The 24,711-nt window shown below is 45.1% G+C and carries 18 protein-coding genes; 13 read left to right on the top strand and 5 right to left on the bottom strand.

What is annotated here, in order from left to right; genetic code table 11:
• Nucleotides 1-116: 116 nt before the first annotated feature.
• A complete protein-coding gene (gene dnaE, locus B151_RS0101695) occupies nt 117-4,334 on the bottom strand; it encodes a DNA polymerase III subunit alpha (RefSeq protein ID WP_020401858.1) in 4,218 nt (1,405 codons plus the stop codon).
• Nucleotides 4,335-4,652: 318 nt separating this feature from the next.
• On the opposite strand from dnaE, the gene B151_RS0101690 reads away from it, so the two are divergent.
• Entirely contained in the window at nt 4,653-5,414 is a 762-nt protein-coding gene (locus B151_RS0101690; RefSeq protein WP_157470637.1) for a hypothetical protein, read from the top strand.
• Nucleotides 5,415-5,446: 32 nt separating this feature from the next.
• Here the strand turns inward: B151_RS0101690 and B151_RS0101685 are convergent, their stop codons facing one another.
• Nucleotides 5,447-5,716 carry an acylphosphatase gene (locus tag B151_RS0101685; protein ID WP_020401856.1) on the bottom strand — a complete coding sequence of 90 codons (270 nt, stop codon included), beginning with the start codon at nt 5,714-5,716 and terminating at the stop codon, nt 5,447-5,449.
• A gap of 91 nt (nt 5,717-5,807) precedes the next feature.
• Here B151_RS0101685 and B151_RS0101680 point away from each other — a divergent pair, with 91 nt between their 5' ends.
• The 3 genes from B151_RS0101680 (at nt 5,808) to B151_RS0101665 (ending at nt 10,136) form a co-directional block, all read left to right on the top strand.
• Complete coding sequence (locus tag B151_RS0101680) at nt 5,808-6,740, top strand: hydrogen peroxide-inducible genes activator (RefSeq protein WP_020401855.1); 933 nt, start codon at nt 5,808-5,810, stop codon at nt 6,738-6,740.
• Between the two features lie 526 nt (nt 6,741-7,266).
• Nucleotides 7,267-8,265, top strand: a complete 999-nt coding sequence (locus tag B151_RS0101675) for a hypothetical protein (protein ID WP_020401854.1) — start codon at nt 7,267-7,269, stop codon at nt 8,263-8,265.
• Nucleotides 8,266-8,408: 143 nt separating this feature from the next.
• Nucleotides 8,409-10,136, top strand: a complete 1,728-nt coding sequence (locus B151_RS0101665; RefSeq protein WP_020401852.1) for an ATP-dependent DNA ligase — start codon at nt 8,409-8,411, stop codon at nt 10,134-10,136.
• Between the two features lie 77 nt (nt 10,137-10,213).
• On the opposite strand, the gene B151_RS0101660 is transcribed toward B151_RS0101665, so the two are convergent.
• The gene (locus tag B151_RS0101660) at nt 10,214-10,777 is read right to left on the bottom strand and encodes an LPP20 family lipoprotein (protein ID WP_020401851.1); all 564 of its coding nucleotides are present in this window, start codon (nt 10,775-10,777) and stop codon (nt 10,214-10,216) included.
• A gap of 166 nt (nt 10,778-10,943) precedes the next feature.
• Between B151_RS0101660 and B151_RS0101655 the strand changes: the two genes are divergently transcribed.
• The 5 genes from B151_RS0101655 to B151_RS0101635 all read left to right on the top strand — a co-directional run bounded on the left by B151_RS0101655 (nt 10,944) and on the right by B151_RS0101635 (nt 19,828).
• Nucleotides 10,944-12,455, top strand: coding sequence for a hypothetical protein (locus tag B151_RS0101655; protein ID WP_157470636.1), 1,512 nt, complete (start codon nt 10,944-10,946; stop codon nt 12,453-12,455).
• Between the two features lie 137 nt (nt 12,456-12,592).
• Complete coding sequence (locus B151_RS17680; RefSeq protein ID WP_020401849.1) at nt 12,593-13,915, top strand: efflux RND transporter periplasmic adaptor subunit; 1,323 nt, start codon at nt 12,593-12,595, stop codon at nt 13,913-13,915.
• A gap of 11 nt (nt 13,916-13,926) precedes the next feature.
• A complete protein-coding gene (locus B151_RS0101645; protein ID WP_020401848.1) occupies nt 13,927-17,031 on the top strand; it encodes an efflux RND transporter permease subunit in 3,105 nt (1,034 codons plus the stop codon).
• Nucleotides 17,032-17,117: 86 nt separating this feature from the next.
• A complete protein-coding gene (locus B151_RS0101640; protein ID WP_020401847.1) occupies nt 17,118-18,065 on the top strand; it encodes a DNA-3-methyladenine glycosylase family protein in 948 nt (315 codons plus the stop codon).
• A 110-nt stretch (nt 18,066-18,175) separates the two neighbouring features.
• Nucleotides 18,176-19,828, top strand: a complete 1,653-nt coding sequence (locus tag B151_RS0101635) for a beta-N-acetylhexosaminidase (RefSeq protein WP_020401846.1) — start codon at nt 18,176-18,178, stop codon at nt 19,826-19,828.
• Nucleotides 19,829-19,864: 36 nt separating this feature from the next.
• Here the strand turns inward: B151_RS0101635 and B151_RS0101630 are convergent, their stop codons facing one another.
• Both B151_RS0101630 and B151_RS17675 read right to left on the bottom strand, forming a co-directional pair.
• Nucleotides 19,865-20,989, bottom strand: a complete 1,125-nt coding sequence (locus tag B151_RS0101630; protein WP_020401845.1) for an NHL repeat-containing protein — start codon at nt 20,987-20,989, stop codon at nt 19,865-19,867.
• Between the two features lie 34 nt (nt 20,990-21,023).
• Nucleotides 21,024-22,103: a calcium/sodium antiporter gene (locus B151_RS17675; RefSeq protein ID WP_020401844.1), complete on the bottom strand. Its 1,080-nt coding sequence runs from the start codon at nt 22,101-22,103 to the stop codon at nt 21,024-21,026.
• A 165-nt stretch (nt 22,104-22,268) separates the two neighbouring features.
• Between B151_RS17675 and B151_RS0101620 the strand changes: the two genes are divergently transcribed.
• The 4 genes from B151_RS0101620 (at nt 22,269) to B151_RS0101605 (ending at nt 24,708) form a co-directional block, all read left to right on the top strand.
• Complete coding sequence (locus B151_RS0101620; protein ID WP_020401843.1) at nt 22,269-23,561, top strand: metal-dependent hydrolase family protein; 1,293 nt, start codon at nt 22,269-22,271, stop codon at nt 23,559-23,561.
• Nucleotides 23,562-23,576: 15 nt separating this feature from the next.
• Entirely contained in the window at nt 23,577-24,101 is a 525-nt protein-coding gene (locus B151_RS0101615) for a hypothetical protein (protein ID WP_020401842.1), read from the top strand.
• 69 nt (nt 24,102-24,170) lie between these two features.
• A complete protein-coding gene (locus tag B151_RS19830; RefSeq protein ID WP_020401841.1) occupies nt 24,171-24,335 on the top strand; it encodes a YqaE/Pmp3 family membrane protein in 165 nt (54 codons plus the stop codon).
• A gap of 76 nt (nt 24,336-24,411) precedes the next feature.
• Nucleotides 24,412-24,708: a cupin domain-containing protein gene (locus B151_RS0101605; protein ID WP_020401840.1), complete on the top strand. Its 297-nt coding sequence runs from the start codon at nt 24,412-24,414 to the stop codon at nt 24,706-24,708.
• Nucleotides 24,709-24,711: the final 3 nt, after the last annotated feature.

Genomic DNA, 24,711 nt, shown 5'->3' with positions numbered 1-24,711 from the left:
AACAAATATCGGGATATTTCATTCAACTTTACACATTCTTTTGAATTATTGGGGTGATAGGGTGGAGTGATAGCAGTCAAGTAATTTAGAATTTTAAATCTTTAATTTTGAATTAATTAACTTCCATGTACCAATTCTACTGCCTCATCACCTAAAACATCCCGGAGTCCACGGAGCAAATCATCGTTTGGCTCTACTACAAAGTTGCGGACATTCATACGAATGGGGCCGTTGGCTTCGCTGCTGTGCAGGGTGAACCGGACATTGGTTGTGCCTTTATTGATCGAAAATAACGTTTCTACTTGCTTCAGTGCATCTTTGTTTAATTCCGATGTTTTCAGGTCGATCTTCAAACTCAGCTGATCCTGAAATTTCTCACGCAGATTTTCAACCCTCTCAAAAGAGTTGGCAATCACTTTCGGCTCCCCGCTTCGGGTATCAACATTTCCATCTATGTAAAGTACATTGTCGGTTTGCAGCAGCCCCATATATTGATCGTAAGTACTGCTGAAAGCGATCACTTCTGTAGAGTTGTTGAGATCTTCTACCTGCAAGAATGCAAACGGCCGGCCTTTTTTGTCTGTAACCCGCTTCACTCCCGTTACAATGGCAATGAATTTGATGTTCGACCGGTCCGACATCCTTCCAAAGATATTCTCACTCAGGTTCTGTTTTCCAAATAATTTGATCTCTTCCTTGAAACGGGTTAGTGGATGCCCACTCAGGTAAAACCCGATCAGTTCCCGCTCTTTATTCAGCCGCTCGATCTGTGTCCATTTAGGGATTTCCTGCAATTTTGGCTCTTGCGAACCGGGGCCACCGCTATCACCTCCGAACAAATTGCCCTGATTCAAGCGAATTTCTTCCTGCTTTCGCACGGCATAGGAAAGGATGTCCTCAAGCGATTCAAACAGCTGCGCCCTGTTTTCATTCAGCGTATCGAAGGCACCGGCCAGGACCAAACTTTCGAATGTCTTCCGGTTGCAAGTCCTGAGATCAACCCGGGTAGCAAAGTCAAAAATGGAAGTGAAATCGCCGTTCTCTTCACGTTCTTCAACAATGTGGGCAATGGCTGAAGAACCGACTCCTTTTATGGCCGACATCCCATATTGCACACGGCCGTCTTTTGCCCGGAATTTTCCACGTGCGGTATTGATGTTTGGAGGATCCACCGCAATACCCATGCGCTGACACTCCTCAATAAACGAAGCCACCTTTTTGATATCGCTCATGTTATGGCTCATCACCGCCGCCATGTACTCGGCCGGATAATTCGCCTTGAAATACATGGTATGATAGGCCACAACCGAATAAGCAGCCGAGTGCGATTTATTAAATCCGTAGCCCGCAAACATCGCCATCTTGTCGAAGACGTCTTTGGCGGTTTGCTTATCGTAGCCTTTTTCAATGGCTTGGTTTACAAATTTCTCTTCTTCAGGAGGAAGGAGTTCCGGCTTCTTCTTACCCATGATTCGGCGAAGAACATCCGCTTCACCTAATGAGTAGCCACCCATACGCTGCGCCACTTTCATGATCTGCTCCTGGTAGATCATAATTCCATAAGTCGGCTCCAGGATATCGATCAGGTCTTCGTGGTCATATTCTACTTTCTCGCGCCCGTGCTTCCGCTCAATATAATCCGGGATGAACTGCATCGGTCCCGGACGATACAGCGCGTTCATAGCAATCAGGTCGTTGATATTCGTGGGTTTTAGATTCTTAAGGTGCTTACGCATACCCTCACTCTCAAACTGAAAAGTCCCTAAAGTTCCACCTTGCTGATACAGTTTGTACGTGGTTTCATCGGTAAGCGGTATATCATCCAGGTTGTATTCCTTTCCATGATTTTCCTTGACATATTCAATGGCTGTTTTCAGGATAGAAAGCGTCTTCAGCCCCAAAAAGTCCATCTTCAGCATACCGGCATTTTCGATCACGCTCCCATCATATTGGGTTACGTAAAGATCTGCATCCTTGGCGGTGCTTACCGGAATGTATTCGGTAAGTTTATCTGGAGCGATGATGACTCCTGCCGCATGGATCCCTGTATTCCGAACCGAGCCTTCCAGCACATGAGCCATCCGCAGGGTTTCTGCTTCCAGTCCTTCCCCATCCCTGATATCCCGAAGTTCTTTCACTTCTGAGAAAGCATCATCCAGCGAAGTACCCGGTTTTTCAGGCACCAGTTTGGCCAGGCGATCGGCATCGGCTAAAGGCAGATCGAGCACACGGGCCACATCTCGCACTGATGAGCGCGCTGCCATAGACCCAAAAGTGATGATATGCGCCACCTGATCCACGCCATATTTGTCCACTACATACTCGATCACACGCTGCCGCCCGTCATCGTCAAAATCAATATCGATATCAGGCATGCTTACCCGTTCCGGATTCAGGAACCGCTCAAACAGCAGATCGTATTTCAGCGGGTCAATGTTGGTGATACCCGTACAATAGGCCACCACCGAACCGGCTGCTGAACCACGCCCCGGCCCCACATAAACCCCCATTTCCTTCGCAGCCGCAATAAAATCCTGAACGATCAAAAAGTATCCGGCAAAACCCATCTCCTCGATGATGCCCAGCTCCAATTCTATACGCTCGGTTACTTCCTCATCAATTTCTTTATACCGAGGCCTGGCACCTTCATAGGTCAGGTGTTTCAGGTATTCATCTTCCGTCTCAAATCCTTCGGGCAGCTCAAATCGTGGAAGCAACACATCCCGCTCCAGTTTGATCGGCTCGATCTTATCCACAATTTCCTGTGTGCTCTTGATGGCTTCAGGCATATCCGCAAAAAGCTCCTTCATGCGGTCTTGCGACTTAAAGTAGAACTCATCATTCGGGAATCCATACCGGTATCCGCGCCCCTTGCCTTTGGGCGTACTCATCAATTCCCCGTCGTCGATACAAATGAGAGCATCGTGGGCTTTGGCATCTTCCTCATCCAGATAGAAGACATTATTGGACGCCACCAACTTCACCCCATATTTTTCAGAAAACGATCTAAAAACTTCATTTACCCGTTTCTCTTCTTCGAGGCCGTGATTGAGCACTTCCAGATAAAAATCATCCCCAAAAACATCCATCCACCATTTAAGTTCCTCTTCAGCAAACTCTTGTCCCTTGTTAAGAATCAAGTCGGCCAGCCAGCCACGTATACCCCCGCTCAGACAGATAATATCTTCGGCATATTTTGCGATCACCTCTTTATCAATCCGCGGGTATTTGTAGTAGTACCCTTCCGTAAAACCAATGGAACTTAACCTGGAAAGATTCTTGTAGCCATTCCGGTTTTTGGCAAACATCGGGATCTGATATCGCCGGTCCCGGTTATCGCGGGTGAATTTCTTTTGAAGCCGATCCTCTACCACATAAAACTCACAACCGATGATCGGTTTAATGCCTTCCGCATGAGCCGTAGCGGCAAAAGAAAAAGCCCCGTACATATTGCCCAGGTCAGCAAGTCCCACAGCCGACATTCCCTCTTCTTTGGCCTTGGCCACCAGGTCTTTGATACCGGCTGTTGCCTGAAGTACCGAAAATTTGGAATGATTGTGAAGATGCGTAAAGGTTACATTTTCAACGGCCTTGATTCCACTCTCTTCGTCTTCGCCGCCACTTTTTTTTTGAGCCTCAAGCTGTTCTTCAGACTGCTTGGTCTTGAACCGGGACGGCGAAACGAGATCAATATATTCCTCGCGTTCAATGTAACTTTGTGCTGGTTCATACAAACGCGCATCCATCGGAAAATTCACTTTGGTGGCGCCAATTCGAACCATTTCCAGGAAACAGCGGGCAGTGGCTTCTACATCGGCAGCGGCATCGTGGGCGTCTTCAAAACCTTCGTCGAACAGGGCATGATGTAACTCACCGAGTGAAGGCCATTTGTAATTTCCACCCCGGCCGCCTTCGATCTTAGCTACATCAGTACCGTCGTCTTTGGTATCGATCTTGGGTTTATCGAGAATAGCCGATGAGATCTTCTTGCGCAAATACTCCGCTCCCATGATCTTCTCATCAAAACTGACATTATGCCCGATCAGAAAAAAGGCTTTATTGATATCCTTGGAAAACTCTTTCAGCACATAATCCAGTTCCACCCCTTCCTCGTGAGCACGCTCGGTTGAGATGCCGTGTATTTTCTCGGAGTTAAAGGGTATGGTAAAACCTTCCGGCTTCACAATGAAATTTCCACTGTTGATGAGCTTTCCGGTCTCATCGTGCAGCTGCCAGGCAAGTTGAACCAGGCGCGGCCAGTTATCAAGATCAGAAATTGGAGCTGAAAAATCTTGAGGTAAGCCGGTGGTCTCGGTATCAAAAATCAGGTACATAAAATGCCTTTTGGGATGGAATTTCTAAAATATGAATATAGCATTCATCACAGTTCTATTCGAAGATTTTTGTTAACTATTTATCCACATTTTTGTTTTGTTGCTTCACTGAATGCTGAGCATGATTTGTACCCTTATTATAAAAGAAGACGATCTCAACTAACTGTTATCAGTAAATAATATTTCCTCACCCCACCGGTTGTACAATGTGAAAGCCTCACAGGATGCCTTTAAGAATATTTACCTGTAAATATTTGAACTTATAGAATTCTGTAAGCATATTTACAAACGATAAAACAATAGTCAATGAATGATATTATGAAGCTACTAAAATTATTTTTTCTGCCTGCCTTTTTAATGGGATTTACTTTTTTTGCTGCAACATCAGTACAAGCACAAGATGAGGATGATTTCGATTACCAAACGGTGAATATCACCAACCAGGCCGGAACTACCATTTATGCTGAAGAGAACAAAGAGATCGAAGGGAGTCCGCTTATAAAAGAATCTTTTGAAAACGGACGCATTCTGTTTGAGTCCGGTAAAGCAAGTCAGATCTTACCCATCAACTATGATTCGCACAAGAATCAGGTCCTTTTCATCAAAGACGACCGTATCATGGTGTTGAACACCACCGGCGTGAAAGGTTTTATGTTTGAGAAACCGGATGACTTTGAAAGCAGTGACAAAGTGCAGGAAGTGTACACCTTTCAAATTCGCAATGAAGAATTAGGTTTTAGCGAACCTACCCCCGTACAGGTACTGTATAATCAGGGTACCGGACTAAAACTGCTTGCTGTGCATGAGACTAATCTTTTGAGAAGCAATCGCAAAGATCCTTTTACCGGAAAACAGGTCGACCGTTATATGAACAGCACGGAATATTATCTTCAAAAGCATAACGGAGATATCGAAAAACTGAGAAAACTGCGAGCTAAGGACATTATGCGCCAATATGATCGCAAAGAACGACGTGCCATGAACAATTTTATGGATGAAAACGATCTGGATGACCGTTCCCAAAAAGACCTGGCCAAACTAATGACCTTTATTGACAACAACCTGTCTAAAGATTCCTGATCATCCGGCCTTTTTCCAAAATTCAAGGTGCATTAGAACCGAACCTGAAAGTCGGTAAATGCACCTTTTTCTTTGGGTTCTTCTACCTTGATCTCCTTTACATAGGCTGCCGGCGGACCTTTTTTACACCGATCAATCAGCTCATCAATCTGATCCTCATCTCCCTCAAAAACAGCCTCAACCTTTCCATCCGGTAAGTTCCTCACCCAACCAAGTACACCCAACGATTCGGCATTCTTGCGCGTAAAATGTCGAAACCCTACACCCTGTACTCTTCCGGTTATCCAAATATGCTTCTTCAATGGTCTACCTTTTATCGATTAAAACTCTATTTTACAGCAATTCAATTATAAAAATCTATTCCGGCAGGAATCGTTCAATTTATTTACCTACATGACTTTAACTCAGCTTTCATACATCGTTGCCGTCGATAAGTACCGACACTTTGCTACTGCAGCCAAGAAGATCTACATCACACAGCCCACACTCAGTATGCAGATCCAAAAGCTGGAAGATGAACTTGATGTTCTGATCTTCGACCGATCCAAGTCTCCGGTAGTACCTACAGCCATTGGCGAGGAGATCATTGAGCAGGCCAAGAAAATTCTGAGCGGAGCCAAACACATTGAAGATATGGTAGCCGTTCAGGGCGAGGAACTCCGTGGCACCTTTCGCGTGGGTATCATTCCTACTATCGCGCCGTACCTGGTGCCATTGTTTTTGAAGTCTTTTGTGGATCAATATCCCCATATTGAACTGGTTTTTGAAGAAGCTCTGACCGAAGAAGTCCTGAAAGGATTAAATGAGGATTATTTCGATGTCGGTATTATTGCTACTCCCACCGAAGGACATATTTTTGAGAAAGACCTGTTTCTTGAGCCTTTTCTTGCTTACATCAACCCCAACCACAAGCTGGCTAAGAAAGACAAGATCTGTGTGGATGATCTCTACGAGGAAGATTTGTGGCTGCTGAACGAAGGACACTGTTTCCGCGATCAGACCATGAAGATCTGCAAGAAAAACAACGAAAAGCGAAATAAGGCGCCCATCATTTTCGAAAGCGGGAACCTGGAAACCCTGAAACGATTGGTGGAACAGGATTTTGGAGTTACCCTGATGCCCTACCTCGCCATGAACGACCACGATACCAGTTGCGCAAACGGCATCGTAAAGGAATTTGAAGATCCGGTGCCTTCGAGAAAGATCCGTCTCGTGTACAGCCGTGAATTCCTCAAACAAAACCTGATCGGGGCGTTTGCAGATGTGATCAAAGAGTCTATTCCCGAAGAACTGGAGTCGGACGAAGATAAAATGGTGGTTGAATAGAATATGAAACCTGCCTATTGACAGACAGGCATTCAATATTGAACATTGAATGTTGGGATTTTCGGATTCTCATCCCAGCAGATATTAGATAATTGGCTGACAGGTTTGGTTGCATAGCACAGCCCCGATTGTTGTCATCCCGAGTGCTTAATAAATAGCAAAAGGCAATAATATCTATCACGAGGGATCTCAAAGTTTAAACGAATTGCCATGTTAACTTTTGAGTTCTCTCCTGACATTTTCAAACCCTATCCTGTCTTTTCCCTTTTCTGAGCGGAAGGAACGCCTGATTTAACTTCTACCCTTTTTCACGCGTTCTCTTGCTCTGATGTGTAGTAAAGTAGTAATAGCTACTGAGTTATTATTGGAAACAAGAGCCTGCCTGCCCTGCCATGAACTGTCACCCTCTCTTCTTAGTTTAGTGAGTGAATGAATTTAAACAGCCAGGATGTTGTCACCTACAAGGATGACAAGATCAGATGCTGTAATTGCTACTAATTAAATCCAGATTCCCGTCTTCACGGGAATGACCACTATGCTCAAGATCACCAAAGCCGGAAATCATGGAATTTTGTTGCCTCAATTGGGCATTGGGCTGGATTATAGCGGCAAGCAAGCGGAACATGTATTTGTATCTCACGGTCATGCCGATCACATTCCTTGGAAAGCAGATGCAAAGGTTTACGCCACTCCCGCCACCGCGGCCTTCATGAAGCTGCGCGGAGCTCGGAATGAAGTGCAGACATTGCCCTTCAAACAATCGGTAGAAACTGAAAATGCGAAGATTACCTTCTACCCGGCCGGACATATTCTCGGTTCAGCCCTAACCTTCGTGGAATCCGACTACGGCAACCTCCTCTACACCGGCGATTGCCGCACGCCTCCCTCCCCCGCCTCCGAAGGCTTCGAACTCCCCAATGCTGAGATCGACAGCTTCATCACCGAGGCGACCTTCAGTCTGCCCGTGTACCGCTGGGCTGATTATGAGGAGCTGAAAGCCGACATCACCGAGTTTGCAACTTCCTCTTTGGAAGATGGATTCACACCTGTTTTTCTGGCTTACAATCTCGGGAAGGCGCAGGAGATCATGCATTTGGTGAAGGATCTGGATCATCCCGTGCAAATTCACGGAGCGGGCTTCAAATTGTGTGAGGTGTATGAACAGCACGGCATCGACCTGGGTAAATATGAAACCTACGATCGGGAAACTTGCCAGGGTAAGATCCTGATCTGTCCCAGTTCGGCCATTAACAATGGATTTGCATCGAATGTGCGAAAAAAACGGATCGCCTATTGCAGCGGCTGGGCAGCGATGGAATCACGGCGCTCACAGCTCACCGTAGACAAACTCATACCCATTTCTGACCATCTGGATTTCTTTGAACTCATCGCCCTTTGTGAACAATTGCGCCCCAAAATGACCTACATCACCCACACCCCAAATCCCGACGTGGTAAAACACTACCTGGATGAACGGGGAATAAAATCTCAATTTTTGGATACCAAAGTTGAACAAGATGATTAAGGGAATTCAAAATTTAAAATTCAAAATGAAGGATGGGATTACAGTGGATAACCCAACAGAGATGCTGAAATTTACTTCAACTACATCGGGTTCCATTTCAAATTTTTCATCTTTAATTTTGAATTACAAAGGCTAATAATCTTGTGGCAGCATCAATCATTCATACTTTTTATACCCTGGCTAAAACGGCTCAGAAAATAAACGAGACGCGGGGTTCGAATGCGAAGATCAGGATCTGTGCTGAGTATTTTCGGTCGCTTACTCCGGATAAGGATCTTCAGTTAGCAGCTCAGTTTTTGGGTGAGGGTGCTTTTTCGGATGTATCCGGTAAACGAGCTTCAGTTGGGAGCCGCACATATTCCACACTTGCGGCAGAGCTTTGCGAGATCGATTATGAAAAGGTCTTCAAGCCCAGTAAAACGGCGGTGGGGAGTTCGTCCGAAACCATTGAAATGCTGCTGCATAACATTCCTGAAGCCCGAAAAAAATGGTCAGCGGAAGAACTAACGCTGCAGGAAGTCCGGTATATTTTTGAGCAATTATATGACGTTTCATCCCGGGCAGATAAACAGGAAATTCTCAAGAAAACCTGGCTTCGGATGTCGCCATTGGAGGTGAAGTATTTTCTGCGAATTATGGGCCGGGGATCGCTGCGGATCGGGTTTGAGTCGAAGAGTATTGTTTCGGCCATTGCGAAAGCATATGGGCATAAGGTGGCAGACGTTCGGTATGTGCATATGATCACCGGCAGTATTGGGAAAACGGCTGTGTTAGCGAAGCATGATCAATTGGAAGAGGCGCAGTTCAAACTATTTCAGCCCATCGCTTTCATGCTGGCTTCACCAATTGAAAGTCGTTCAGTGGACGTGTACCATCACTATGTTGCCGAAGAGAAATTTGATGGCATGCGCTGTCAGCTTCATGTAGCTGGCAATGAGGTGAAAATCTTCTCCCGCGACCTGAATGACATCACCCATTCCTTTCCTGAGATCGTGGAGTTTTTTCGACAGCGTGAATTGCCCGGTACGGTATTAGATGGTGAAATTTGTGTGTACAGAGATGAGACCATCCTGCCTTTTCAGCTGCTTCAAAAGCGTATGGGACTGAAGAAGCCTTCCAAGAAAGTGTTAAATGAGTATCCTACGCTGCTGATCGCTTATGATATTTTGTACCACGATGATCAGCCCATTTTTGAGAAAACCCTCACGCATCGTCGTTCCCTCCTGTCTGAACTTTCAGAAAAGCATCATTTTCCAATCACCACCCAAAAAGACATTCAACACGAAGAACACATTGAAGAATTGTTTGAACGCGCCCTTGCGCATGGAAATGAAGGCTTGATGTTGAAGCATAAGGAATCGACCTATGAATACGGTCAGCGACGCAAATCGTGGTTAAAAGTGAAAAAGCCGGGTGGCTCGCTGGATACCATTATGATGTATGCCCATGCCGGAAGTGGAAAACGGGGCGGCACCTATTCGGATTTCACCCTGGGTATTTCCGTCCGTGAAGACGAACGATATGAGGAAGAATTCATCCCCATTGGAAAAGCATATGGTGGTTATACCGATGATGAATTGAAGAAACTGAATGCCCGGATCAAAGACATTATCGCCGAGAAATACGGGCCTACACTGGGCTTGTATCCCAACATCGTTGTTGAGCTGGAATTCGATGACATTCAGGTGAATAAACGCACCAAAGCAAACTATACGCTGCGATTTCCACGGTTCAAAGCCATTCGCTGGGATCTGGCACCGGATGATGTGGATACTTTAAAAGATGTTGAGCGATTGTACGAAGAGAAGATGAACCGGGAGCGACTAAAGCAGGCCGAGAATCCTTCTTTCACCTTTAAAAAACAGTCCTGATGAGCAAAAAAAAATGCCCTGTGATTTACATCACAAGGCATTGGAGATACCATGAATTTTATATTCATAAAACCGGTTTATTCCAGTTCGTGAAGTCTTTCCTGAAGTTCTTCAAATGCTTTGGAAGACTTGAACTTGGTATACAATTCTTCATCTTTGGATAAAGCATTAGCCAGGGCATCACGGGCCTGACCTACCGGCATACGCACCAACACAAAACAACGGTTGGTCACATTCCCGCCGGCTGCTTCAGCACTCATTTGCTCGCAATCGGCACGGTCCCGGGTTACACCGTTAAGTGTATTATTGATCAGGATCTCGCTGGCATTAGAAAATGTAGCAGCATAATTCGCATTATTTCCGCTTTGCACTTCTTCCTCGAAAGACTTTTGCAGTGCAGATACTTTCTGCTCAAGTTTTGCAGCCATCTCCTGTGTAGCATTTTGCTGTGCACTTCGAAGCGCAGTTCCCTGCCGGGATGATTGTCCTTCACCTGCAGCATAAAAGAACTCTTCTGTGTCGTTAGGTGGAACCATATACCAGTCAGGCATTTGGTTGTTCGTGCTAACAGGCTCGTTACTTCCGCAAGAAATCAGGAAAGTAAATACAAATAAGGTTGAAAGAATAGATTTGATTTTCATATCGCTACCCCTTGATTTGGTTTTTTTGTTCGGTGAATTATAGGGTGAAATATTCATCAACACAAATCATTAAATTTGACTCTGTTCGTTAATTCTTCAATTTTTTCTTGCAACTGCGATTTATTCACAACTTAAACCGGATCATAAGATGGGGTATCACAGCAAAATGACAAAAAAACCATTCCTGTTTCTGCTTTTTTTATTTCCACTGATCACTTTCCATGCTGCTTTCGCGCAGGATACCGAATTCGAAAAATGGAAGAAGCAACAGGAAGCGGAATTCCGGGAATACCAGGATAAATTCGATGAGGAGTTCATCAAGATGCTGGAAGAAACCTGGAAGGAAGTCGGGATCAAAGACGGATCTGACCTCTACAAAGAGCGCAAACCGGTCACCATCCCCAAAGCTCCGCCAAAACCTGTGGTTGAGAATAAGGCTCCTAAAGACCTTCCTCCACTCAAAGAACGCATCTCAGCCGATCTTCCAAAATTGCCGGAAAGAGAAACTACTCGTGCGACTTTACCTGACCGAACTTCTTTATTTGACGATATACCTGTACAGAATACCTCCATTGATTATTTTTCCTCAGCCATCCCTTTTCAATACCCATCCGAACTTCGGAAATTGTTTTCCCGGCGGGAGTTTTCAGCCGGTCGCACCGATAACAAAAGGATCGCAGCATTTTGGGATAAAGTCAGCCGGGTAGATCACGAGCCGATCCTGGAATATGGCGGGGAGCTTCGCGAAGACCTGAAACTCAATGACTGGGGCTACGTGCTGCTGATGAATGACTTTGCCGAAACCGTTTTTGCGGGCTATGATCGGAAATTGGTAAATCTATACACCTGGTTTTTGTTGAGCCGATCGGGTTATCAGGTCAGGATCGGTTATGATCAGCGCAGCATATACTTGCTATATGCCGTAAAATACAATGTGTTCAATACCAAGTATTATACCCTGGACGGCGATCAATATTATGTGATCGATCTGGATGCGGATAAACAGTCGCCATCATCTATTTTTACCTATTCAGGTTCTCATCAGCAACAAAGAAAAAAGCTCGACCTCAAAATTGAAGAATATCCCGTATTGGGAAATGAAGAAACCTCAAGAACCAAAACGCTGGAATTTTCTTACGATGGCAAAGAATATTCCTTCCCCGTTAGTATCGACATGGCGCTGGTTGATTACTTTGAGTTTTATCCTCTTACGGAATTACCGGTCTTTTTTACGGCCTCCTTATCCCCTGCTTCCAAACAGTCCATCTACCCGAAATTGGTTCCCATCCTTTCCGATATGACTGAAGAAGAAGCCGTGAATTTTCTACTGGGTTTTGTACAGACCGCTTTTGAATACGAAACCGACCAGGATCAGTTTGACCGGGAAAAATATATGTTGCCGGAAGAAACCCTTTTTTATCCTTCCTCGGATTGCGATGACCGCGCTATTCTGTTTGCAAATTTGGTGCAGGATCTGGTGGGTTTGGAAGTGGTTGGCCTTCGCTACAGTAAACACCTCGCTACTGCTGTAGCTTTTACCGATAAGGTCTCAGGCGACCAACATTTTTACCAGGGTAAAACTTATACCGTAACAGATCCAACGTATGTGAATGCTTCCATTGGAATGACCATGCCACAGTATCAAAACGAGACTCCGGAGATTCTGAGTTTGAAATAAAAAACAGGGCTGTGGAAGCTTAAAATCCTGATCACCCTAAGTTCGTATGCATTACTGCTTTAATAGCATTTAACATATGCCCGGGAGTACTTTTCGAGAAAATTAGGTTAATTTATTCACAAACCTAAAAGAGATCGATGAAAAAACGTACTTCCGCACTCCAAATAATTGTATTTACGCTAACAACTGTTGCCTTCACAGCCTGCTCAGAGGAAGGGCCTTCACCGGATTCACGGATGCCTCAGGAAGAGGCTGTCATTCCTTCCGTTGAAGCCATACAAGCCCGTTTTGGGTCCCTTCCCCTGGTTGAACGTTTCAGTGGAAATGTAAAAGCTGAGAATCAGGTCGCTTTGTATCCGGAGATCAGCGGGGTGATCGCTGAGGTCTTCGTACAAAATGGAGAATATGTTGAAAAAGGAGATCGGTTGGTGCGCCTGAATACCCAGGTTCTTGAAAAGCAATTGCAGCAAGCTAAAGCCGGCCTCAAGATCAACCAGGCCCAGTTGAAACAAGCCAAAGCTAATCTTGCACGTGTACAGGCTGAATATAATCGTATCAAGCAACTTGAAGACAAAGAGCTCACCAGTCAGGTTGAGGTAGAACAGGCTGAAGCGGAACTTTTATCCGCGGAAGCAGATGTGGAACTTTCGGAAGCTCAGGTTGAACAGGCTGAATCTCAGGTAGCTCAGCAAGAAGAACAATTATCAAAAGCGGTTATCAAAGCCCCCATTTCAGGAAATATAGGTCGCCGTAATGCTGAGATCGGTATGCAGGTATCTACCAACACCCAGTTATTTTTGATCGGAGATCTGAGCCGGCTTAAGATCGAGATCGTACTCACTGAGAATATGCTGAATCGCATCAATGTAGGGCAATCGGCCCGAATATTAGTGGATGATTCCAATGGGGGTGAAACGGTATTGAATGCAGAAGTTTCCCGTATATCTCCCTTCCTGAATGAGGTTACCAGAAGCACGGTAGCAGAAATAGATGTCGACAACAGGAATGGCCTGCTCCGCCCCGGTATGTTTGTGCCCGTGGATGTGCTGTTTGGTGAAAGCCAACAAGCTACCCTGATTCCAACCAGCGCCCTTTACACCGATCCAACAACCGGTCAGGAAGGCGTGTTCATCGCTCGTTCCCTGAGTTCCGAAATTCAACCCGTTACTGATTCTTCAGAAAGTAATGGATCGAGAGCAATGACCGAACCTTTGCCGGTTGAATTTGTGCCTATTGATGTGTTAGCTGAAGGCCGGATGGAATTAGGCGTAAACGGTGTGGAAAACGGACAGTGGGTGGTTACCGTTGGTCAGGATTTGCTTTCTGAGGGAAGAGAACAGGCCCGTATCCGTACTATGACATGGGAACGCATCTATGAACTTCAGCAGCTTCAGCGAGAAGACTTACTTCGTGAGATCATGAAAGACCGTGAAGAAGGCCCCAACAACGTAACTCTTTAAATCTGACGATTATGCCCATCACTGAAACTTCGATAAAACGCCCTATTGCAACTTCGATGGTCTTTCTGATCATCATTACACTTGGTATAATCGGCTTCAGGTTTTTGCCGGTCGATTTGCTCCCGCCCATTGAATATCCTCAGCTTACCGTAGCCACGGATTACGATAATGTTGGACCTGCGGAAATAGAACAGATCATAACAGAACCGATAGAAAATGCTCTTGCCGGTATTCCGGGTGTTGAACGGGTGCGATCCAGTTCCGAAGAAGGCGGAAGCCGTGTAACCCTTGAATTCGCCCAAAGTGTAGATGTTGATGTAGCAGCCAACGATGTCAGAGCCGCCCTGGACCGGGTACGACGTAGCATTCCCCCGGAAGCTGATGCTCCAAGAATTTGGAAATTCGACCCCAATAATTTCCCGATCGTCATTGTAGGGGCCAATTCTGACATGAACCTGGCTGAACTAACCACCGTGCTTGACCGTGAGATCACCAAACGTTTTGAACAAATCAACGGCGTTGGATCGATCGACATTTGGGGAGGCATTGAACGTGAAGTCAAAGTTGATATCAAGCGCGACCGCCTCATTGCAAGCGGGCTCACAACTTCAGATGTACAACAAGCTATAGCTCAGGAAAATGCGAATCTGCCCGGAGGTAATGTAGCATCCGGGCTTCAGCAACTTTATGTACGGACCTTGGGGGAATACGAGTCCATTGAGCAAATTGCCAATACCGTCATTACCACGGTGGATCAGCAACCGATCCGCGTAAAAGATGTAGCTGATGTCAGTTTTGGATATCAGGATCTGAACCGTGTGGTAAGCATCGATGACAAACCCATGGTTCGTTTCGGGATCCGCAAACAGACCGGTGCCAATACCGTTTCTGTAGCTCAGGATATCCGCAATGAAGTAGAGCAGATCAACAGCGAACGGAACGATCTGAACTTGTTTGTCACCACCGACCAAAGTGAGTTTATACAAAGTTCCATCGACAATGTGCAAAATTCTGCGGTGTGGGGTGCATTATTGGCTGTAATTGTTTTATACGTCTTTTTCCGCAACGGTTCCTCCACATTCATCATAGCTGTGGCTATACCGATCTCCATTATAGCGACTTTTGCACTGCTCTACTTCAATGATCTTACCCTGAACCAAATGAGTTTTGGCGGACTTGCCCTTGGGGTTGGCCTCATTGTTGATAACTCCATTGTAGTATTAGAAAATATCATACGGCTTCGGGAAGAAGAAGGTGAAGAATTAAAACCCAGTGCACTCATCGGAACCAAACAAGTGGCGGGTGCGATCGTGGCTTCTACCTTAACCACTTGTGTGATCTTTTTACCGGTTGTTTTTATGCAAACTATCTCCGGACTTCTATTCCAGGAATTGGCTTTGGTGGTCGTGTTTGCTTTGATCTGTTCCCTGCTTGTGGCCTTGACGCTGGTACCAATGCTCTCCAGCCGCTTTTTGACCGTCAAAAAAGGTTCAGAAAATAAAAAAGGACGATTTCAAAAATTTTTCCAAAAAGTGGAGACTCAATACTCAGTGTTGTTGGATAAGATCCTGCAGCATAAGCTTGCCGTATTCGGAATAACGGCAGCTCTTGTAGTCGGGAGCTTTCTATCCATCCCCATCATCCCGGTTGAGCTGGCTCCTCAAACAGATGCAGATGAGATCGATATTGACCTTCAAATGGCTGATGGCACGAATATTGCCGTTCAGAATCTGTATATGAAAGAACTGGAAGAGATCGTACGTGCCACCCTTCCTATGGAAGATGTCGAATATTTCACCACGGAAGTACGTGACGGCCGTTCCGAGATCGAAATTGCAATGGTCCCACAATCAGAGCGATCACAATCAACCTCAGAGTTCGCTGAAGAAATACGCAAAAACCTTGAAGGCAAAATTCCCGGAGCTGATATCCGCGTTAGCGCACAATCCGGACTGTGGATCATGCGCCGGATATTTGGTGGCGGAGGCGGTGAAGACGTACAGTTCGAACTTCGCGGCTACGATCTGGACAGAGCATATGAACTTGCTCAGGAGATTAAACTTCGGGTTGAGAAACTTCCGGGAATCGTTGAGGTACGCTCCGGAAGAAGCGAAGGTACTCCTGAAGAACGTATCGTATTTGACCGGGAACGGATTGCAGATCTGGGACTTTCGGTTCGTGAAGTAGCTGAGATCATCCAAACCAATATTGGTGGTAGCCGGGCAGGTTCTTACCGCATTGGAGGCGATGAATACCCCATCACCGTACGTTTACGGCCGGAAGACCGCCTTGGCACCCTGGATATTGATAATATCTCGATCACTACCTCCCAGGGAGTGATTCCTGTTTCGGCTGTTATCAAGAAAGAAAGTGGCCGGGGACCTGAAGATATCTCACGCATAAATGGACAACGGGTGACCAACATCACGGCCAACCTTGAGAGTGGAATTGCCCTTGGTGAAGCCGTAGAAGCCATTCAGGCCGAGCTGTCTGATTTCCCGCTGCCGGAAGGATTCACCATTGTTTTTGGCGGAGAATATGAGGAACAACAAAAAGCCGCCCGTGATTTCTCCATGGCAATCATCATGGCCATTATTCTTATTTACATGGTTATGGCCGGGCAGTTTGAACGGTTCCTTGATCCGCTTGTAGTTATGTTTTCGGTACCGCTGGCTATGGTAGGAGTTGTTCCCGCCCTGTTGCTTACCGGTACTACCATCAACATTCAAAGCCTTATGGGCATGATTATGCTGATTGGTATCGTAGTGAATAATGCCATTGTATTGGTGGATTATATCAACCTGATGCGGAGAGAAAAGAACATGCCGGTCTATGAAGCAGTGATCGAAGCCGGACGTTTACGCCTGCGCCCGATCCTGATGACGACCCTGACTACGATACTTGGATTGCTTCCCCTGTCCTTTGGTTGGGGAGCCGGTGCTGAGATTCAAGCCTCTCTTGCCCGCGTTGTAATTGGCGGATTAACTGCCTCCACCCTCGTGACCCTCGTGTTCATACCGGTCGTTTATATATCCGCAGACCGCTTGCTGGAAAAAGCAAAATCCCTGAGTTGGAATCCTTTCAGCAGTTCCAAGGAAATGGAATTGGCGAATTAAATAAAAAAATCCCCATTTGCCCAAGGCTTCTGTATTTTACAGGAGCCTTTTTTGTATCCCTTGAAATTTTAAAACATCCTTAGGTTATGAGTTCCTGGACCCTCAAATCCATCCCACCCCACGACTGGTTTCTTTGTCTTGATATTGAATCCTATTTTGATCACGAGCATGATCCTGAGAAAATCTTCGAAGAAGGATTCACCCGCCCGATCCCCGTCGGTGATACGGACGTGATCGTCACCGTTTTCTTTAACGGAGATCCCGAGCACCCGGAATTTCACATCGAAACCGCCGAAAGCCTTTCCCGGGATGAGATCGATTTAGCCAATCAAAGCCTGGCCAAGATACTTGGAACCGACATGGATCTTCGCCCATTATACGATCAGGCCGGGGATGATCCTGTTTTAGGCTCCAAACTCACCGAGTTATACGGGTTGAAGCGTATGACCCGCGCCAATCTTTTTGAGGATATTTTATACCGGATCGTGCAAATGCAGATGAACCATAAACCCACTGCCAAAAAGATGATGTTTCGGATCCGGGAAACATACGGTACGGCACTGATGCACGGCAAAAAATCACTGCCCGCCTGGCCCCGTCCACATCAGCTTATGAAAGCAGACCCGGCTAACATCCGGAAGCTGGGGCCGACCCTCCGAAAAGGACAATATTTGGTTGGCTTAGCCAACGATATTGTAGCCGGCAATGTAGACATGGACCACCTTATGGAGTGTCATCCTCAGGAATTTTACGAGATCATTACGAACATCAAAGGAATAGGCCCGACTTCAGGACAGGATCTCATGATGATGCGCGGTCGCACCGATGCCGTTTTTCCATCCAACAAAAAATCAGGAGAAGAAAAAGGACTGCGCCGGTGGATCATCTGGAGTTATGGTAAAGATCCCCATAACACCTCTGAAGAACGGTTTCAACAGCTCATACAAAATTGGAAAGGTTATGAAGCCGCTGCATTGGAGTTCTTGTATGCAAATTACGTTCTCAAGGAAAAAGAGGAACAAGCTAAAGGATAAGGCAAAACATTTGCATTTACAGGTTTTGGGCTGAGCCGGATAAAGGTACTTCAAATGTGATCCCAAAATAGTATCTTCGATGTTCACAATCCTAACATGACCTTAACCTCATGAATTGCAGATCTTTACTCAGCCTGATTTTCCTGACTTTTTTCCTTTCAACTTCCCTTCAGGCATTTCAGACTCCATATCCCTTAGAGGTAATCCCCAAACCGGTTTCTTACACTGCCGGAGAAGGTTCGTTTGAACTCTCAGGACAATCCGTGATCTATCTTTCTGAAGAATCAAAAGAAATGCATTTTTTAGGGGAGTACGTTGCTGATCTGATCCATTCAGCCACATGGATGAAACACAGCGTTCAAAAGCTTTCTTCCGCAGAGCAAGATACCAACGCCCGAATCGTCCTCGACCTGGATTCAGATATAGAAATCGATCATCCCGAAGGGTATTTGCTTGAGGTCACTCCAAAGGAGGTTCGAATTTCTGCTCCAACCACGACCGGTCTTTTTTATGGAGTCCAAACTCTGCGACAACTTTTTCCGCCGGCCATAGAGCATAAACTTCCCTCCTTGGCGTCAAATAACATAGACTGGTCAATTCCTGTGATCCGTATCAAAGACTACCCGAGATTCGAATATCGGGGAATGCATCTTGATGTAGCCCGTCACTTTTTCCCTGTGGAGTTCGTCAAGAAATACATCGAATTGTTAGCTATGCATAAGATGAACCGTTTTCACTGGCATCTCACCGAAGACCAAGGATGGCGCATTGAGATAAAGAAATATCCCAAACTGACTAAAGTGGGTGCCTGGCGGGATTCTACCCTGATCGGTCATTATGGATCCGATCGCTACGACAACGTCCCATATGGCGGTTATTACACCCGGGAAGAGATCAAAGAGGTAGTAAAATATGCTGCAGAACGCCACATCACCATCATTCCTGAAATAGAACTTCCGGGACATTCAAGTGCGGCTCTTGCAGCCTATCCGCAATTTGGGTGTTTTGAGAAAGAATATCATGTACAATCAACCTGGGGGGTTTTTGAAGATATCTATTGCCCAAAAGAAGAAACATTTAATTTTCTGGAAGATGTGCTTACCGAAGTGATGGAACTCTTCCCAAGTGAGTACATCCACATTGGGGGTGATGAGGCTCCCAAGGTGCAATGGGAAGAAAGCGAGGTGGCTCAAAAAATCATGCAAAGAGAAGGCCTTAAGGATGAACATGAACTTCAGAGCTACTTTGTTCAGCGAATTGAGCAGTTTTTGAATCAGCATGGGCGGCAGATCATCGGTTGGGATGAAATATTGGAAGGCGGATTAGCTCCCCGTGCTACCGTCATGAGCTGGCGAGGTGAAAAAGGTGGTATTGAAGCAGCTAAAATGGGACATGATGTGATCATGACTCCCTGGGATTCCAATTATTTTGATCACTATCAAGCAGATCCGGAGACTGAACCGTTGGCGATCGGAGGTTTTACCACGCTTAAAGATGTGTACTTCTACGATCCCATTCCGGATGAACTTACCGATGAAGAAGCCCGATATGTGCTTGGATCACAGGGAAATGTCTGGACCGAATACATCCACTCCGGTGATAAGGTTGAATACATGGCTTATCCGCGTGCTACTGCATTGGCAGAAGTGCTCTGGACACCTGTTGAGAATAAGAACTGGCTTGAATTCCAAACCCGTCTGCAAAGTCATTTTAAACGGCTGGATATTTTGGGAGTAAACTATGCAGAACATTACAAGAGATAGCCATTTAATCTCTTTGTAATAATCATTTTTAGGTTTTCAATCTAAAGGTTCCGGTTTAGGATTGGTTAATAAGGCAAAGGTTACATCGTCTAAGCGCACGCCTAAATGTTCCTCTGAAACATGCATGAGTATACTTTCCTTTGGTAAATGTACAACTCTGTCTATTCCTCCATCCACCCCAACGACCAGCCACATTTCAGTATCAGTCTCGATATTGGACTTTAGCCAAAACTCGCCTTGGTGATAGATCATTTTATCGGCCGGGGCTTTTAGTTTGGGTAGTAATTCTTCCACGGTTTTCCATTGTTCCGGAAAATTATAGGAGGATTTAAGAGAATCACGCTCAGCAGATGATATACTTTCACTGGGTAGATTAACCCTGATGGAATTTAAAGTATCAAATTGCGCATCTATTTCAGCAATCACATCCGTTCCTGTATCATAAATAAAAAGAGAACCTTCTTCCGTGTTATAAGCAGTTATTGTTCCGGTTGCATAAGGAACTTTTGCCGCTCCCCTAACCTGGCCATCTAAAATTAAACGTGCATACGGTTGAGCCCTAATAGTAAACTCATTTAAAAAGCGCTCTGATTCTACATCATATTGGACTAGTACATTTACTTTCTCTTTTTCCAGATCTTCAAAGTAATCATGGGATGCCATCTCAAAGAAAAGTTGGTCACTTTTCCCTCTGTATACATTTAATAAACTCGACGACTTATATTTAGGGGGGATAATTTCTTTATCCAAATTAAAATATTCATCAAAGATTATGATCTTGTCATTATCTTGATCATATGTATAGATGGAACCATCTGCACCTTTAGTGAAATAATACGCATCCAGAATTTCTCCGGGACCTCGACCTGAAGGTACTTCTTTTTGTAATTCACCTTTTTCATTGATCACTACGATGGTTGGAATCTGCCGGTCTGCAAAAACGATATTCCCGTTATTCAAAACAACACTTTCATACCCTAAATGTGAAAAATATAACTCTCCGGTATGATCTATAGACTGAATGACTTTTGGAGTAAACGAAAGGAAATCATCAATATCAGGAGCGGAAGTTTGTTTTGATGGTTCATTGCACGAGCTTAATATTACGGCCAAACTGCAAAAAGACAGCAAGGCCGATAATCTTATCTTTATGGAATTCATTAATTAGGATTGTATTCAAATGGAATACAAGAACCTACATTCTCAAGCGGCGATAATCCAGTACAAACTTTGTAATAACTAACAGTAGAGTAATAGGTGCTATCACCCAAAGCATCAGCCACTCCACACTTTCCTTAAAAGGATGTCCGATAGCAATAAAGACCAAATAGGTTAGATAGGCGGCGTAATAGAAAAGGAAACCGGCAGCTTCTGCCCTGCCCAGCACCTTTCCCGGCCAAAAAAGAGGTAAACAAGCCAGCGCAACAATGATCATAAAAGGCATATCCAACTTTAAAGCATCCGGCGAAACAGATAAAGCACCGGGAGCGACCACAATGGTCAAACCCAGGGTAAGAAAGATGTTATAAAGATTACTTCCCATTACGTTGGCAACGGCTGTATCAGAATCATTGTGCCGAACGGCCGAAAGTGAGGTAGCTACTTCCGGCAGAGAAGTTCCGATCGATACAATGGTCAACCCGATAATAAGCTCCGATATCCCCAACGCTCCGGCAATCTCCACAGCCGAATCAACCATCCAGCGAGAGCCCAATACGATAAATACCAGGCCAACCAACAGAATCAAAATGTACTTGGTATAAAACCATGCATTTACCGGCTCATCCAGTTTGGAAGGGTTTTCTTCATTATTCTTTTGGTTGTTCTTTTGATCTTGCCTGATCTGTCGGTATACAAAAATGGAGTAGATCATCAGTGCAGCCAGGATGATGATTCCATCCAACGGGGCAAGTTCTCCATCCAGCGAGAGTATAAACAGTAAAACACTGGCCCCGATCACGACCGGAACATCGATCTTAATAATTCGATTGGTGATCTTGAGTGGCTTAACAAGCCCGGCAATGCCAAGTATAAGCAAGATATTGGCAATGTTACTGCCAAGGATATTACCCAAAACAAGATCAGGCTTCCCGTCTGCTGCCGCCTGTAAACTAATGGCCAGCTCCGGTGCACCCGTAGCAAATGCCACCACCGTGAGGCCCATTACAACCGGTGAGACACTCCATGCCAAGCCAAATTTATCTACCGAATTCAGGAAGAGTTCCGCTCCTGCGATTAATATCACTAAACCAAGAATAAATAAAGCTACAGTCATCGAAATAATTTCAAATTGAATTTATGTGCGCCAAAACTACCATAAATAATCAAACAAAGTGTACTCCCCACAACAATATTTCACAGGATTTTCCATCTTTCATTCTAATATTATTCTTTCGCTCAGTTTGTATATTCAGCCACCACCTCAAATAAATAATTTACTATGAAGTTGTTCCGACTTTGCTTAACCGCTCTTTTCATTCTCTTATTATCAACACCACAAGTATTCGCCCAACAAACCATTATACATGCCGGTACTTTAATAGACGGACTGTCTGATGAGCCTAAAAAAGAAGTCAGTATTCTCATCTCTGGCAACAAAATCACCGCTATCGAAAGCGGATTTGTTAGCGGTAAAAGTGAAGATACCATCATTGACCTAAGCAATAAAACAGTGTTGCCGGGCCTCATAGATCTACACGTTCACCTTGAAAGTGAGACGAACCCTCAAAAATACCTGGAACAGTTTACCTTTGATGAAGCCGACTTTGCCTTTCGCTCCACTGCTTATGCCAAACGTACCTTAATGGCCGGTTTTACAACCGTACGTGAACTGGGAGGTTCAGGAGTCAATACCGCCCTTCGGGATGCGATCAACCAGGGTTTTGTTGACGGTCCGCGGGTCATATCAGTAGGAAAATCCATAGCCACTACCGGCGGTCATGCCGACCCTACCAATGGCTGGAAACAAGATCTGATGGGAAATCCGGGACCGAGAGAAGGAGTCATCAATGGAGTAGCAGAAGCCCGGGAAGCCGTACGACAGCGATATAAGAACGGAGCCGACCATATCAAGATAACAGCAACGGGCGGGGTATTAAGTGTAGCCAAATCAGGTGATGCCCCCCAATTCTTTATGGATGAATTGAATGCTATCGTCAAAACAGCCAGTGAATATGGAATGCATGTTGCGGCTCACGCCCATGGTGCTGAAGGTATGAAACGTGCAGTAGAAGCCGGTGTTCTGACCATTGAACACGGTACCCACATGACCGAAGAAGTGATGGACCTTATGATCGAAAAAGGAACGTACTATGTGCCTACCATATCCGCCGGAAAATGGGTCGCCGAAAAAGCAAAAGTAGAAGGATATTATCCGGAACTTGTGGTACCCAAAGCACTTGAAATTGGCCCGAAGATCCAAAGTACCTTTGAAAATGCTTATAAACGAGGAGTAAAGATCGCTTTTGGAACCGATGCCGGCGTATTCCCTCATGGACTTAACAGTAAGGAATTTGGTTATATGACCGAGGTAGGCATGCCGCCCATGGAAGCTATTCAAAGTGCCACAACCGTAGCAGCAACCGTGCTGGGAATGCAGGAGACCATCGGAAGTATAGAGGCCGGAAAAATGGCAGATATCGTGGCTACTGATGCTAACCCATTGGAAGATATCCATACTTTGGAACAGGTTTCTTTTGTAATGAAAGATGGAACCATTTATAAACATAAATAGACATTCTTGTTCAAGATGCCTCAGAGCTCTACAAAAAAACGACTTAGGAAGCGTCTTCAAAGATACTTTCAGGTTGAAGGCATGAATGCGCTAATGTTCTTTTGCGTACTCATCTTTCTGAATTTTGAATATGAAGCACAACACCTGATCTTTCTTTCATTCGGAATGTTAATGATGTGTTTTATACTCGCACAGGGAACGTACTACTGGTGGATAAAATGGTCTATTCTGGAAGAAAATCATGTATTCAAGGCGCGTGCCCTAAAATGGTTTAGGACATTCAAAAAGTATAATGTGTACGGCATCCTCCTGATGCCATTAATCCTTACCGTACAATGGCTGATCTCAGGGCGCAGTTTTGTGGCAGGCAATTTTCTCGGATGGGCTCTTGCAGCAAATATCTTTGCCGTTTTAGAGCACATCAACTATTACCATAAACAATTGATGTACGACAACAAGTACGATCTTAAGTACCTCGCACAAAACCGAAAATTGAAAAGAGCCTCGTTATATAAAGATCTGCAGGAGAACAAACTATAGAATTCGGCGTATCCAACGAAGTTCTTGATACTAAAACCCTTTGATTAACCTCAACACAAATAAATAGCTATGAGCATTCTTCGTATTCTACTTGCCATCCTTTTACCACCCCTTGGCGTATTTCTTACCGTAGGGATCAAAGGAGCATTTTGGCTGAACATCTTACTTACCATCCTTGGTTTCCTTCCCGGTATCATTCACGCCGTTTGGGTGATCGCCAAACATGATGGATAGCAAAACCTGAAGCCGTCTCGCAAAAGTCCGGGCATTTTTGTAGGATTAGGATTCATCTTAAATAAATTTCAAACCTATGACTGTCCAAGCTATTAAAGATCAATTGCAGGATGCGGCGCACCCCATTGCCAAATCTTTCCACACCGGTGACCATTTCAAAGTGTTGCTGTTTGGCTTTAAGAAAGGAATGAAACTGGAAGATCATACTGCCCACCACCCCACCAAATTGTTAGTTCTGGAAGGTGAAGTGATCTATCATCAACCCAAGAAAGATGTGCGCCTGAAACAATTTGATGAGATCGATATCCCCGCCGAAGTTGAACATTCCGTAGCCGCTTTGGATGATAGTTTGGTACTTTTGACGCAGGGATGACCC

The sequence above is a fragment of the Gracilimonas tropica DSM 19535 genome (assembly GCF_000375425.1).
Taxonomy (GTDB): domain Bacteria; phylum Bacteroidota; class Rhodothermia; order Balneolales; family Balneolaceae; genus Gracilimonas; species Gracilimonas tropica.
Note: the sequence above shows the minus strand (reverse complement) of the source record. Positions and strands in the feature narration are given on the sequence as shown.